The sequence below is a fragment of the Sulfitobacter sp. S190 genome (assembly GCF_025141935.1).
GTDB lineage: Bacteria > Pseudomonadota > Alphaproteobacteria > Rhodobacterales > Rhodobacteraceae > Sulfitobacter.
On sequence record NZ_CP081120.1, the window covers coordinates 3,363,574 to 3,376,240 of the forward strand.

General features: G+C 59.1%; 15 protein-coding genes. 9 read left to right on the plus strand and 6 right to left on the minus strand.

Annotated features, from left to right (window positions below; translation table 11 throughout):
• Positions 1-60: 60 nt before the first annotated feature.
• Together paaI and paaK are read left to right on the plus strand one after the other, a co-directional pair.
• Complete coding sequence (gene paaI, locus K3756_RS16715) at positions 61-498, plus strand: hydroxyphenylacetyl-CoA thioesterase PaaI (RefSeq protein WP_259989360.1); 438 nt, start codon at positions 61-63, stop codon at positions 496-498.
• Positions 498-1,811 (plus strand): phenylacetate--CoA ligase PaaK, encoded by a 1,314-nt coding sequence (paaK, locus tag K3756_RS16720; protein WP_259989362.1) that lies wholly within the window; start codon positions 498-500, stop codon positions 1,809-1,811. The genes paaI and paaK overlap by 1 nt, the downstream gene beginning before the upstream one ends.
• Here paaK and K3756_RS16725 read toward each other — a convergent pair whose 3' ends face one another.
• Together K3756_RS16725 and K3756_RS16730 are read right to left on the minus strand one after the other, a co-directional pair.
• Entirely contained in the window at positions 1,812-2,090 is a 279-nt protein-coding gene (locus tag K3756_RS16725) for an I78 family peptidase inhibitor (RefSeq protein ID WP_259989364.1), read from the minus strand.
• The gene (locus tag K3756_RS16730) at positions 2,087-2,713 is read right to left on the minus strand and encodes a TetR/AcrR family transcriptional regulator (protein ID WP_259989366.1); all 627 of its coding nucleotides are present in this window, start codon (positions 2,711-2,713) and stop codon (positions 2,087-2,089) included. The genes K3756_RS16725 and K3756_RS16730 overlap by 4 nt, the downstream gene beginning before the upstream one ends.
• 147 nt (positions 2,714-2,860) lie before the next feature.
• On the opposite strand from K3756_RS16730, the gene K3756_RS16735 reads away from it, so the two are divergent.
• The 6 genes from K3756_RS16735 (at position 2,861) to K3756_RS16760 (ending at position 7,625) form a co-directional block, all read left to right on the plus strand.
• On the plus strand, positions 2,861-3,790 hold the full coding sequence (locus K3756_RS16735) for an AEC family transporter (protein WP_259993592.1): 930 nt from the start codon (positions 2,861-2,863) through the stop codon (positions 3,788-3,790).
• 71 nt (positions 3,791-3,861) lie between these two features.
• Entirely contained in the window at positions 3,862-4,695 is an 834-nt protein-coding gene (gene fghA / locus K3756_RS16740) for an S-formylglutathione hydrolase (RefSeq protein WP_259989368.1), read from the plus strand.
• A complete protein-coding gene (locus tag K3756_RS16745) occupies positions 4,692-5,147 on the plus strand; it encodes a YaiI/YqxD family protein (RefSeq protein ID WP_259989370.1) in 456 nt (151 codons plus the stop codon). Before fghA ends, K3756_RS16745 begins: the two co-directional genes overlap by 4 nt.
• 29 nt (positions 5,148-5,176) lie before the next feature.
• Complete coding sequence (locus K3756_RS16750) at positions 5,177-5,797, plus strand: HAD family phosphatase (RefSeq protein WP_259993593.1); 621 nt, start codon at positions 5,177-5,179, stop codon at positions 5,795-5,797.
• Positions 5,794-6,714: an ornithine cyclodeaminase family protein gene (locus K3756_RS16755; RefSeq protein WP_259989372.1), complete on the plus strand. Its 921-nt coding sequence runs from the start codon at positions 5,794-5,796 to the stop codon at positions 6,712-6,714. The genes K3756_RS16750 and K3756_RS16755 overlap by 4 nt, the downstream gene beginning before the upstream one ends.
• Complete coding sequence (locus K3756_RS16760) at positions 6,711-7,625, plus strand: alpha/beta fold hydrolase (protein ID WP_259989374.1); 915 nt, start codon at positions 6,711-6,713, stop codon at positions 7,623-7,625. Before K3756_RS16755 ends, K3756_RS16760 begins: the two co-directional genes overlap by 4 nt.
• 3 nt (positions 7,626-7,628) lie before the next feature.
• Here the strand turns inward: K3756_RS16760 and K3756_RS16765 are convergent, their stop codons facing one another.
• On the minus strand, positions 7,629-8,879 hold the full coding sequence (locus K3756_RS16765; protein ID WP_259989376.1) for an MFS transporter: 1,251 nt from the start codon (positions 8,877-8,879) through the stop codon (positions 7,629-7,631).
• Positions 8,880-8,992: 113 nt separating this feature from the next.
• Here K3756_RS16765 and zapE point away from each other — a divergent pair, with 113 nt between their 5' ends.
• The gene (zapE, locus tag K3756_RS16770; protein WP_259989378.1) at positions 8,993-10,075 is read left to right on the plus strand and encodes a cell division protein ZapE; all 1,083 of its coding nucleotides are present in this window, start codon (positions 8,993-8,995) and stop codon (positions 10,073-10,075) included.
• Here the strand turns inward: zapE and K3756_RS16775 are convergent.
• The 3 genes from K3756_RS16775 to accD form a co-directional block, all read right to left on the minus strand.
• Entirely contained in the window at positions 10,072-10,293 is a 222-nt protein-coding gene (locus K3756_RS16775) for a hypothetical protein (RefSeq protein WP_259989380.1), read from the minus strand. The genes zapE and K3756_RS16775 overlap by 4 nt on opposite strands.
• Positions 10,294-10,411: 118 nt before the next feature.
• A complete protein-coding gene (locus K3756_RS16780; protein ID WP_259989382.1) occupies positions 10,412-11,686 on the minus strand; it encodes a folylpolyglutamate synthase/dihydrofolate synthase family protein in 1,275 nt (424 codons plus the stop codon).
• The gene (accD, locus tag K3756_RS16785; protein ID WP_259989384.1) at positions 11,683-12,624 is read right to left on the minus strand and encodes an acetyl-CoA carboxylase, carboxyltransferase subunit beta; all 942 of its coding nucleotides are present in this window, start codon (positions 12,622-12,624) and stop codon (positions 11,683-11,685) included. Before accD ends, K3756_RS16780 begins: the two co-directional genes overlap by 4 nt.
• Positions 12,625-12,667 lie beyond the last annotated feature (43 nt).

Genomic DNA, 12,667 nt, shown 5'->3' on the forward strand with positions numbered 1-12,667 from the left:
TTGATTGCGTTACAAAAGAGGGTATCAATTTTTGATTATGAAACACGTTTTATCACTCCCGTGACTCCTCAGGAACGCGCGGAGAAATGCGCTGAATTGATGATGCAGCACGATGCGGCCACGCAGGGTCTTCGGATGCATTTGGATGCCATCGGCCCCGGCACGGCAACGCTTTCGATGTTGGTCACGGCAGAAATGCTCAATGGCCACGGCATTTGTCACGGCGGATACATCTTTACACTCGCCGACAGCGCATTCGCCTTTGCCTGCAACAGCTACAACCGCACGGCTGTCGCACAGACCAACCAGATCACCTATGTCAGCCCCGCGCAGGTCAACGAACGTCTGTGCGCAGAGGCCGTAGAAATTGCACGGTCAGGCCGATCAGGCACATATGATGTTATGGTCACGGGCGCCGACAATCGCAAAATCGCCCTGTTCCGCGGCTTGTCACGCACCATCAAAGGCCAACACTTCCCAGAGCCCGGAGACCCCTGATGAAAGACCTAACACCGGACCGTGCCAGTCTGGACCCCATCGAAATCGCGAGCCGTGACGAGATCACAGCGTTGCAGATCGACCGGCTGCGCTGGTCTCTGCGCCATGCCTATGACAACGTCGCTTTCTACACGAACAGCTTTGACGCCGCTGGCGTGCATCCCGATGATCTTGTTGACCTGAGCGATTTGGCAAAATTTCCGTTCACGGTGAAAACGGATCTGCGTGACAACTATCCCTTCGGAATGTTCGCCGTACCGCGCAACCAGATCCGACGCGTGCACGCATCGTCGGGGACTACGGGGCAGCCGACGGTCGTAGGATACACGGCGCAGGATTTGCACCATTGGGGTGCTGTGGTGGCGCGGTCGCTGCGTGCGGGTGGGATGCGTCCGGGCGACATGTTGCACAACGCCTACGGCTACGGGCTCTTTACTGGCGGTCTGGGCATTCATCTTGGCGCGGATGCGTTGGGTCTCATCACCGTGCCCGTGTCAGGCGGCATGACACCGCGACAGGTCCGATTGATCGATGACTTCAAGCCCAAGGGCATCACCGTCACGCCGTCCTATGCCCTTTCCGTGCTGGACGAGTTTCATGCAGAAGGTATCGATCCGCGAGACACGTCGCTCGAGGTCGGTATTTTTGGCGCGGAACCCTGGACGAATGCCATGCGTCAGGAAATTGAGCAGGCCTTTGATATGCACGCCGTCGATATTTACGGATTGTCCGAAGTCATCGGGCCGGGCGTTTCCATGGAATGCGTTGAAACCAAGGATGGTTTGCACATCTGGGAAGATCACTTTTACCCTGAAATCATCAATCCCGAAACCGGGGAGGTCTGCGCCGAAGGAGAGATGGGTGAGCTGGTGTTCACGTCACTGACCAAGGAAGCGTTTCCGATCATTCGCTACCGCACCCGCGATCTGACGCGGCTGCTTGCGGGCACGGCACGCAGCATGCGCCGGATGGAAAAGGTCACCGGGCGCAGTGACGACATGATCATCCTGCGCGGCGTCAATGTTTTTCCAACGCAGATTGAAGAGATCCTGATGCGCCAGACTGCGTTGTCACCGCATTTCCAGATTGAGCTGACCCGCCCCGACCGGATGGATCAAATGCGCGTTGTGGCCGAGATCGCGCATAAGGGTGTCACGCATACTGACCGCGACACGGCGGCACGGGCGCTCGTCGAAGGGATCAAGCAAAGCATCGGCGTCACGGTCGATGTGCATGTCGGAAATGTCGGCGACGTCCCGCGCTCGCAGGGCAAGGCAGTGCGTATCATCGACAGGCGTTCGAACTCAGGCTGATCAGCCGCAGACGACGGCCACGATGGTATCTGTATTATCGAGCTGAACGTTCACGCGGTTGGCCAGAAAATCGGCCGTTACGGCATCCTCGGGGCCGTAAACGCGCTTTGGTTCCGGTACGATCAGCGCTTGCGCCGCGTCCTGCCCGATCAGGTTTTGATACGCGGCAGCCCCGCAGGTATCAGGGCCGGGGGCCGTATCACCGCCCGTGCGCGCTTGTGACAGCGGTGTTCCGCAGGCCGCAAGAGACAGCAGAAGTGGAAGGGTTGCGTATTTCATGCAGCGTACCTCGCTAGAAAAGTTTCAACCGCACTCCCGACAATCCGATCGATGTCGGCGGCAGTGGTAGATTGCGTAATACCGAACAGGCGGCGCATCCAGATGTCGGCCTTGCACAGCTCACCGAATTGGTCGGCCGCAAGTTCGAAATCATCGATCTTGAGTTCGCCGCGCGCGCAGGCCGCGGTAAAATAGGCGACCATTTCGCCGCGCATGACAGCGGGCCCGGAGTTGTAGAAGTTCTGTCCAATCTCGGGAAACCGGTCCGATTCCGCCACGCAGATCCGGAAAATCTGCTGGCCAAAATGGCTCGTGATGAAGCCGAGGAAGTGGGTTCCGACGGCGCAAAGCACTTCGCGTGGCGGGGCCTGCATGTCGATGCTGTCAATCGCATGGCGGGATTGGCGCAGGCATTCGGTATTTGCGACTTCCATGAAAAGCACCCGCTTATCGGGGAAGTATTTGTAGAGCGTCGCTTTTGAAACGCCCCCCGCGCGAGCGATATCATCGACGCTCGCGCCTTCGAACCCGTCGGACATGAATACCTGTCGTGCGCCTTCAAGGACCTGATCATACTTGCGGCCACGATGTATGTTGTCCTGAACGGGGATTACGGCGGTCATCTTGTCTCCTTGCACGGTATCACACCCTATGGGCGGACGTGATGTGAGCCAAGCCGAAAATACCCGACATTTGCATCGCTTTGCATGGCGTGCAGCTGGCTCACTTTGGGCTAGCGCAGATCAATGTCCTTGGTTATCCCTATGCCCATGCTGGCGATCTTCCTAAAAACACTGCCATTTTTCGCTTTGATCGGGCTGGGTTACTGGGCGGGACGCAGCCGGTTCTTCTCTGCCGAGGCAACGGCCTATCTCACGAAATTCGTGTTCTATTTTGCGCTCTCCGCCATGCTATTCCGATTTGCGGCCAACCTTTCATTGGCGGATGTCTGGGATGGCCGGCTGGTGGCGGCCTATCTTTGGGGAACCGCATTCGTCTACGCAATCGCGACACTGGTGTGTCTGCTGCGCGGAGTCAGCATGGAAATTACGGCGATCGAAGCGCAATGCGCCGTGATCGGAAATGTAGGGTTTCTCGGGGTTCCGATGCTCACGCTTCTGCTGGGGCCGCAGGCAATCGGACCGGTCATGCTGGCGCTCGCGATCGATCTGATCGTATTTTCATCGTTGATCGTCATCCTGATTACGCTGTCACGTGACGGTCGGATGAACCTGTCGGTGCTCAAGGTGGTGGGATTGGGACTTTTGAAAAACCCGATGATCGTGGCGATATCATTGGGGCTTATGTGGTCGGCGTTGCAGATACCGATCCCTGCGCCGCTTAACGAATTCTTGGCGATCCTCGGCGGGGCCGCGACCCCCGGCGCGCTCTTCGCGATTGGCGCATCGCTGGCTTCCAAATCGGCGGAGCGTTTGTCTGTCGCGGGATGGCTGAGTTTCTGCAAGCTCGTGCTTCATCCCGCATTTGTGGCCTTTGCCGCGCTCGTCCTGTTCCATGTTGACCCCTACAAAGCAGGCGTGATCATCGCGGCTGCGGCTCTGCCTGTCGCCGGAAATGTCTACATACTTGCGCAGCACTACAACGTGGCGCCCGCCCGCGCATCGGCTGCGATACTCGTGTCGACAGCGCTCAGCGTGCTGACCGTCAGCGCGGTGATCGCCTGGGTGACGGGCGCCTGACACGCTCGCCTCTTGCTGCATTGGGCCTTGATCGCTACCCAAGTATACAAATGCTCCCGAAAGGAACTCGAATGAACATCCAGTCCTCCAACGCCTGTCACGGCGGTATCCAGCACGTTGTTACCCACGCATCGACCGCTACAGGGGGTGATATGACCTTCGCGATTTTCCTGCCGGCTGAGGCAAAAGACGGGCCTGTGCCGGTTCTTTGGTTTCTTTCGGGTCTGACCTGTACCCACGAGAACGCGATGGTCAAAGCCGGCGCGCAGGCGTGGGCGGCGGAGCAGGGAATTGCACTGGTGTTTCCCGACACCTCCCCCCGCGGTGAAGATGTTGCAGACGATGAGGCCTACGATCTGGGTCAGGGAGCAGGGTTCTACGTGAATGCGACACAGGACCCATGGGCCCCGCATTTCCAGATGTGGCAGTATGTGTCCGAAGAGCTGCCCGCGTTGATCGGCAAGGAGTTCGCTCTCGATATGGACAGGCAGGCCATCACCGGCCATTCGATGGGCGGTCATGGCGCGCTGACGCTTGCCATGTCTTTGCCCGGCCGCTTCAAGTCGGTGTCGGCGTTCGCCCCGATTGCCCACCCGACCGCCAGCGACTGGGGCCGCAAACAGCTGACAGCCTATCTGGGCAGTGATGAAAGCACGTGGGCGGCCCACGACAGCACCCTTCTGATGCGCGCGCACGGATTTGACGGGCCAATCCTGATCGATCAGGGCACCGATGATCAGTTTCTGGATCTGCTGATGCCCGAAGCCTTGGCCGACGCGATTGTGAAACGTCGCCAAAATGGCATCTTCCGCATGCAAAAGGGCTATGACCATAGCTATTTCTTCATATCGACCTTCATGGAAGACCACGTCAATTTCCACGCCGAAGCGCTCTGGTCCGCATGACGGCCGTTTACGTTGACGCAGATGCCTGTCCGGTAAAGGCAGAGGCGGAAAAAGTGACGACGCGGCACGGCCTGCAGCTTTTCATCGTGTCCAACGGCGGCCTTCGGCCGTCGCCGCATCCTCTTGTGCAAACGGTTATCGTTCCCGATGGTCCGGACGTTGCGGACATGTGGATTGCCGATCGCGCAGGGGTCGGCGACGTGGTCGTAACCGGTGACATACCTCTGGCGGCAAAATGCGTGGAGGCCGGGGCACGGGTTCTCAAACACAACGGCGAAGCCCTGACCCGCGCAAATATCGGGAATGTGCTGGCGACGCGTGATCTGATGACGGACCTGCGGGCGGCAGACCCCTTTCGGCAAGGGGGCGGCAAAGGCTTTACAAAGGCGGACCGGTCGCGCTTTCTGGAGGCGTTGGAGCGCGAAATCCGCGCAGCCCAGAGGGACAGCTGAACGCGCAAGCTATTGCGGAAAGGATGACTATGACGCCCGAGGCGGTAGTATTTGATATCGGAAACGTCCTGATCGAGTGGCAACCCGAACGCTTTTTCGATGTGGAAGTCGGCCGTGAACGCCGCATTGCCATGTTTGACGCAGTCGATTTGCATTCGATCAACGACCGGTCTGACATGGGCGAGGATATCGCAGTTGTTATCGCGGAAGCGGCTGACCGATACCCCGAATTCCGCGACGAAATTCTGTTGTGGAATGAGCGGTGGATCGATATCGCCTCTCCCGCTATCGACCATTCGGTCCGACTGATGAGCGCCCTTCAATCGAAGGGAATTCCTGTATATTCGCTTACCAATTTCGGGATGCAGACCTATGATATCGCGGCGCGCAAATATCCGTTCTTGCGTCAGTTCGATCGCGATTTCATCTCCGGCCACATGAAGGTGATCAAACCCGATCCCGCAATCTACCGGATGCTCGAAAAGGGTTCGGGGCTGAGCGGCGGCGCGCTCTTGTTCGCCGACGACCGCAGCGACAACATTGAGGCTGCGGCCGCGCGGGGATGGCAAACCCATCTTTTCGAGACTCCGCAGGGCTGGGCCGACCGACTTGTCTCGGCAGGACTGTTGCGCGCGGACGAAGCGGCATGAGCCGTATTCCGATCATTCCCTTTGAAGCGGGTGAGGCTCTGATGGACTGGCGGGCGCTGACCGACGCCTTTGTCGCTGGGCATAAATTTCCGGAGGCCGAGATCGGCGATACATTTCTCTACCGCGATCCGGATACGCTGCTCAGCCGCGCAGCATGGATTGATGGTCTGGGCATGGCGGTCAAATCTGCGACGGTCTTTCCCGGCAACACCGCCCGGGGCAAGCCGAATATCAACGGTGGCGTCAGTCTTTACAGCGATACAGACGGCACGCTCGAGGCAATTGTCGACTTTCATTTGGTGACCAAATGGAAAACTGCGGGCGACAGTCTTTTGGCCGCGCGAAAGCTCGCCCGTCCGGACAGCCGCACGATCCTTCTGGTCGGTGCCGGATCTGTGGCGCGGTCTTTGCACGCGGCGTACTCGGCAATCTTTGCCGACGCGCAATTTCTTGTCTGGAACCGGACCCACGCCAAGTCGCAGGCGTTTGCCGACAGTCTGGATCGGACCACTGCGAGCAAAGACCTGCAGCAGGCTGTCGGCGACGCTGACATCATCGGCAGCGCGACCATGACAACAGAACCCGTAATCAAGGGCGATTGGTTGCAGCCGGGCCAGCATATTGATCTGATTGGCGCGTATCGCCCTGACATGCGCGAAGTTGATGACACCGCCCTGTCCCGTGCGCGTGTGTTTCTGGACAGTTTCGCGACCACCATCGGGCATATTGGCGAAATCGCGATCCCCCTCGCCTCGGGCGCTTTGAAGCGTGATGACATCGTGGCAGATTTTTACGATCTCGATTCATTTGTCCGCCATGATCCGTCAGAAATCACCTTGTGCAAAAACGGCGGTGGTGCACATCTCGATCTGATGACCAGTCGGTATATTCTTGACCGCTGGAACGCGACACGGTGATCACAGCACTGGTCAGCCTTGCACTGGTCCTTGCCATCGTAATCTGGCCGTTTTACCGCGAACGCCTGCGCCCTGAAATGGACGACAGCCTGCGGGGCCGCGCGGTTGGGCAGTTTGCGGAATTACCGGCAGGCACCACGCATTTTCAGTTTCTCGGACCGGAAAACGGCCCCTTGGTCGTTTGTGTTCATGGTCTGACCACACCGTCCTTCATGTGGCATGCTATCGCCAAATCGCTCGCGGATGCCGGAGCGCGCGTCCTGATCTACGATTTGTACGGTCGCGGATATTCGGCGCGTCCCGAGGGCGCACAGACAACCGCGTTCTTCGTGACGCAATTGACCCATTTGCTGGACCACGTAAATGCGCGGCAGCATATGACTTTGCTGGGATATTCGATGGGCGCGCGCATTGCTGCGAACTTTGCCGCGCAGCACCCCGACCGCACGGATGCAATTGTCATGGTCGCACCTGCTCTTTCAGGGATAGTAGAGAACAGGTTTCTGGAAACGGTACGCCGCTGGCGGTTTTTTGGCCGGTGGCTGATGCTCGCAGATTATCCGCGCCGCTTTCGCAGCCAGATGCGCCGGGACGCAGCCGCCCCGCAGGCGATCGTCGACCAGCAGATCGCACAGCTTGATACAAAAGGATATCTACCGGCCATCCGTTCAAGTCTGCGGCACGCGCTGCGGCATTCGGCGCAGGGCGACATCCGGCGCATCGCCCGCGCAGGTATTCCTACGCTTGCCATCTGGGCGGAGGATGACGCTGTGATACCGCGCACGACGATCGGCGATCTGACAGAATGGTACCGTGATGCGCAGCATACGGTTGTAAAGGGCGCGGGCCACGGTCTGCCCTATACGCATCCGAACGCGGTGGCGGACGCAATCATCGGTCAGTTGGACTGACGGCTACGCTGACGCAGGCAGTCCGACGGGCCGTTCGCGTACGGGCAGATGGACAATCGCACTGAAGGCACCGACCGCCACACCAATCCACCAAACCGTGGTGTAGCTGCCGTAGGCGTCGTACATCCGTCCGCCCAACCACACACCGATAAAGCTGCCGAGCTGATGGCTGAAAAAGATGATGCCATAAAGCGTGCCCATGTACCGCAGCCCGTAGATATGCGCGACCAGACCCGATGTCAGCGGGACAGTCGCCAGCCAAAGCGACCCCATCAGGATCGAAAAGACGATAACCGAAACCGGCGTGATCGGCAGAATGATGAAAACCGCCGCAACGATGGTCCGGCCCGTGTAGATGCCGGCCAAGAGGTACTTGCGCGAGTATCGCTTACCCGCCCAGCCCGCCAGCAACGTGCCCCCCACATTAGCAGCCCCTATCAGCGATATCGCAACCGCGCCCAACGCGGATGTCGACGTGATGCCGATGTTGTGCAGAACGCCGCCCGGCATAATCGGCCCGCACATCTCTGTCACGAAGGCCGGGAAGTGTGCGGTGATAAACGCCAGCTGATAGCCACACGAGAAAAAGCCGAGGAAAATCAGCGTATAGCTGGGATCGCGCAGCGCCCGCCCGACAATGGTGGACATGCTTTCTTCCAGCTCGGTCCGCGTGGCGGTCTGTGGCGACCGCATAAAAGGCAGCGTCAGGATCATCGACAAAATGACGACGGCGAAGACGGTGAACACCATTTGCCAGCTCAGAAAGCTCAACATCCATTCGGCTACCGGTGCGCCAAAAATCTGTCCGGCACTGCCCGCGGCGGTCACGATTGCGAGCGCCATGGAGCGGTTGTCGTCGGATGCCGCACGCCCCACCACCGCCAGTATCACGCCAAAACCTGTCCCCGCGATCCCGAAGCCCACCAGCCACGCGTATGTCTGATGGGCGATTGGCGTATCGGAGCCCGCGGAGAGGATGAGACCTAGCGCATATATGACCGCGCCCATGATGATGGCTTTGCGGTCCCCGATCTTTTCCGCAATCGCACCGAAAATCGGCTGGCCGATGCCCCACGCCAAATTCTGGATCGCGATCGCAAGCGAGAATTCCGCGCGCAGCCACCCGAATTCCTCTGCGATGGGGATCTGGAAAACCCCGAAAGACGCCCGAATGGCAAAGCTGACCATGATGATGACACACCCGACGACCAGCACGGGCGAGAAAAGCGATGCAGGTTTTGTGTCGGTTGTCATCGTGTCAGTCTCGTTCAGGGCGCAGATCAGTTTGCACCGCGCTGGTAGGTCGTCAAGCAATCGATTGTATGCACACACTTTCCAACGATCTCCTGCGCGGGTAGGACAGTTTCATGACCAGTTTGCGCCGCACATATGAAGACCTGATCGCCGAAGGAAAGCTGCAGCCTGATCCCGCCCAGGAAGCAGTCATGCCGGAATTCGACCGCATCCGCGACGCGCTGATGGTGCCCGTCAAAAAGGGCCTGTTCCGACGCGCGCCGGAACCGCCGAAAGGTCTTTACCTTTGGGGTGGTGTGGGGCGCGGAAAATCGATGTTGATGGATCTCTTTGTCGACAGCCTCGATGATATTCCCGCGCGCCGCGTCCACTTTCACGCTTTCATGCAGGAAATTCACGCGGCGATGCACGAGGTCCGCAAAACCGGCGCAGATGACGCAATTGCGCCTGTGGCCGACGCTGTCGCCAAATCTGTCCGGCTGCTTGCATTTGACGAGATGCAGATCACCGACATCACCGATGCAATGATCGTGGGGCGGCTGTTCGAAAAGCTGTTCGCTGCCGGTATTGTGGTCATCACCACGTCGAACCGTATTCCGGATGATCTTTATAAAGATGGATTGAACCGCAATCTGTTTGTGCCGTTTATCGAGCTGATCAAGGACCGTATGGTCGTGCACGAACTTGCCAGCCCTACGGACTACCGGCAGGACAGATTGGCGGGCAGTCCTGTTTACTTCACCCCCGCCAATGCCGAGGCCCGCACCGCGATGGCTGCCGTTTGGCGCGATCTGACAGGCGGAGAGGCCGAACCGCTGACCCTGACGGTGAAGGGCCGCAGCGTGACGCTGCCGGGGTTCCGCAATGGCATCGGCCGGGCGCGTTTCCATGATCTGTGCGGGGTACCCTTGGGACCTGCCGATTACCTTGCCGTGGCCGAAACTGTGCGGGTTCTGGTGCTGGATGATATTCCGACCCTTGGACGGAGCAATTTTAACGAAGCGAAACGTTTCGTCACGCTGATTGACGCTCTTTACGAGGCAAAAGTCCGGCTCATCTGTTCGGCTGCGGCGGCGCCGGAAATGCTGTATCTTGAAGGTGAGGGCACGTTTGAATTCGAACGCACCGCGTCACGCCTGCGCGAAATGCAAAGCGAAGACTGGGTGCAGCGACCCGACAGCGAGATCGGGCGCTAGTTTCCTGCGGAAACGTTCAACAAAACGGCATCGTCCCGGCTTACTTCGTCGTCCATGTCGTACGGCACGTCACTGAAATCAGCGGGATGGTACGGAGCCTGCATGTTCAGCAGTGTCAATGCACCTGCCGCCATAACCGCGAGTGCCGCGGCAATAACGATCAATTGGCGCCCGAACGCCGGACGGTTTTCGCCTGGTGTAATCTGCTGGTTGCTCATCGTGTTTCCTCGGTCTTGTCCGGTGGCCTGCCTCTGGGGCGCCTACCTTGTCGTTGGGTCAAGATATAGAAGCCACGCCGCGTTCCGGTCAATATCGAGTAGATTGATGAAGGAAACTCTAAGCGTTCTCGCGCAGGATGTTGCCAGCAAGATACAGCGAACCGCAGATGAGCACCCGCGCATCGGGATTGATCGAAAGGATCGCTCCGAGCGCGTTTGAGACGGTGTTCGAAACATGGGCATCCATTCCGACGCCCGCGGCCATCTTTGCCGTCTCGGATGCTTCAAGGGTTGCCGCTTCCCCCGGGATCGATACTGCAAAAAGCCCTTCGACCTGCGTGGCGAGCGGGGATAGGTACCCTGCGGTATCCTTGGTATTGAGCATGCCACAGATCAGATATGTCGGTCGCCGTGGCAGCTCTTGCAAAACCTCGGCGAGCGCGTGCCCCGCGGCCGGGTTGTGGCCACCGTCGAGCCAGATATCGGCGTTTCCTGCCTGTTCAACCAATGGCCCCTCCTTGAGAAGCTGCATTCGTGCAGGCCAATACGGCTTGGAAACGGCTGCTTCGCACGCGTCCTCGCCGCATCCCAACTGGCGCAATACGTTCAGCGCCATGCCGGCATTCTGGACCTGATGCGCACCGGGCAACCGCGGCAAAGGAAGGTCCAGTAATCCGGTTTCATCCTGATAGACCAGCCTGCCCGCTTCACGGGAGACCTGCCAATGCTGGCCGAAAATTTGCAACGGCGCGAAATGGCGTGCGGCAACCGCCTCGATCACGTCCAACCCTTCGGAGGCCTGCGGACCCACGACACACGGCACCCGACGTTTGATGATGCCCGCCTTTTCGCCAGCAATCTCGGGAAGTGTGTTCCCCAAAAACTGCTGATGATCCAGCGACACCGGGGTGATTACCGTCATGACAGGATCATCAACCACGTTCGTGGCATCCAGACGGCCGCCCAACCCGACTTCGAGCAGGGTATAATCCGCCGGTGTACGGGCAAAGGCCAGCAATGCAGCGCAGGTCGTGATTTCGAAATAGGTGATTTCGGCATCGCCATTCGCGGCGTAGCACTCGTCCAACACAGCGCTGAGCGCGTCCTCTTCGATCAGCTCTCCGGCAAGGCGAATGCGTTCATTGAAGCGAGCAAGGTGGGGCGAGGTATAGGCATGCACGCGTTTGCCCGCGGCCTCCAATCCCGCGCGGATCATCGCTTGGGTGGACCCTTTGCCATTTGTTCCCGCGATGTGGATCACACCGGGCAGATCGTCTTGCGGGTTCCCGAGCGCTTTCAGCAGGCAGTACATCCGATCCAGCGTCAGATCGATCACCTTGGGGTGCAATGCCATCATCCGCTCGAGGATGTGGTCCGATGTGCGCGCCGTCATTTTGTGTCGGCTTCGGCATCTTCCGCCGCAGCGATGTCTGCGTCGCTTTCGGGTTTTGCAGGCGCAGGCAGATCACCCCAGACCGCCGGCGGCATGCCCAAAAGCATGCGGGTGATGGTGATCAGTTCGCGTCGCATGTCGGTGCGTGGCGTCACACGGTCCAGCATCCCGTGCTCGAGAAGATATTCCGCGCGCTGGAAGCCTTCGGGCAGCTTTTCCCGGATCGTCTGTTCAATCACCCGGGGACCGGCAAAACAGATCAGCGCGTTGGGCTCGGCGATATGGACATCGCCCAGCATCGCATAGCTGGCTGTCACACCGCCTGTCGTCGGATGTGTCAAAACAACGATGTAGGGCAGATTTGCTTCTTTGAGCATCTGGATCGCCACGGTGGTACGCGGCATCTGCATCAGGCTGAGGATGCCTTCTTGCATGCGGGCCCCGCCGGCCGCCGAGAACAGCACCAGCGGACGGTGCAGCTTCACGGCTTCTTCGGCCGCGGCGATAATCGCGTTGCCGACATACATCCCCATCGACCCCGCCATAAAGCTGAAGTCCTGCGCGCAGGCCACGATCGGCGTGCGCCCGATTTCCCCCGTCGCAACCAGCATCGCCTCGGCTTCACCGGTCTGCTTTTGTGCAGCGCGCAACCGGTCCGGGTATTTCTTCTGATCGCGGAATTGCAGTGGATCGGTGGTCGGGGCGGGTACCGCGACCTCGTTGAAGATGCCGCCATCGAACAACGCACCAAACCGCGCCCGTGGGGTGATGTGCATATGGTGGCCGCAGTTGGTGCAGACGTTGAGATTATCCGCAAGTTCCCGGTGGAACAGCATCGTGCCGCAATCGTCGCATTTCGTCCAAAGGTTCTCGGGCGTTTCGCGACGCGAGAAGATCGAATTGATGCGCGGACGCACGTAGTTGTTGATCCAGTTCATGCTGCACCTTTTCGCATCTGGGCTTTGCACCCAGATAAGACGC

Excerpts from the sequence above, each read along its gene's own strand:
- K3756_RS16730 (WP_259989366.1), bottom strand. The coding sequence starts at position 2,713 with ATGACCGCCGTAATCCCCGTTCAGGACAACATACATCGTGGCCGCAAG.
- K3756_RS16780 (WP_259989382.1), bottom strand. The coding sequence starts at position 11,686 with ATGACGGCGCGCACATCGGACCACATCCTCGAGCGGATGATGGCATTG.
- fghA (WP_259989368.1), top strand. The coding sequence starts at position 3,862 with ATGAACATCCAGTCCTCCAACGCCTGTCACGGCGGTATCCAGCACGTT.
- K3756_RS16765 (WP_259989376.1), bottom strand. The coding sequence starts at position 8,879 with ATGACAACCGACACAAAACCTGCATCGCTTTTCTCGCCCGTGCTGGTC.
- K3756_RS16735 (WP_259993592.1), top strand. The coding sequence starts at position 2,861 with ATGCTGGCGATCTTCCTAAAAACACTGCCATTTTTCGCTTTGATCGGG.
- K3756_RS16755 (WP_259989372.1), top strand. The coding sequence starts at position 5,794 with ATGAGCCGTATTCCGATCATTCCCTTTGAAGCGGGTGAGGCTCTGATG.
- zapE (WP_259989378.1), top strand. The coding sequence starts at position 8,993 with ATGACCAGTTTGCGCCGCACATATGAAGACCTGATCGCCGAAGGAAAG.
- accD (WP_259989384.1), bottom strand. The coding sequence starts at position 12,624 with ATGAACTGGATCAACAACTACGTGCGTCCGCGCATCAATTCGATCTTC.
- K3756_RS16745 (WP_259989370.1), top strand. The coding sequence starts at position 4,692 with ATGACGGCCGTTTACGTTGACGCAGATGCCTGTCCGGTAAAGGCAGAG.
- K3756_RS16775 (WP_259989380.1), bottom strand. The coding sequence starts at position 10,293 with ATGAGCAACCAGCAGATTACACCAGGCGAAAACCGTCCGGCGTTCGGG.
- K3756_RS16750 (WP_259993593.1), top strand. The coding sequence starts at position 5,177 with ATGACGCCCGAGGCGGTAGTATTTGATATCGGAAACGTCCTGATCGAG.
- paaK (WP_259989362.1), top strand. The coding sequence starts at position 498 with ATGAAAGACCTAACACCGGACCGTGCCAGTCTGGACCCCATCGAAATC.
- K3756_RS16725 (WP_259989364.1), bottom strand. The coding sequence starts at position 2,090 with ATGAAATACGCAACCCTTCCACTTCTGCTGTCTCTTGCGGCCTGCGGA.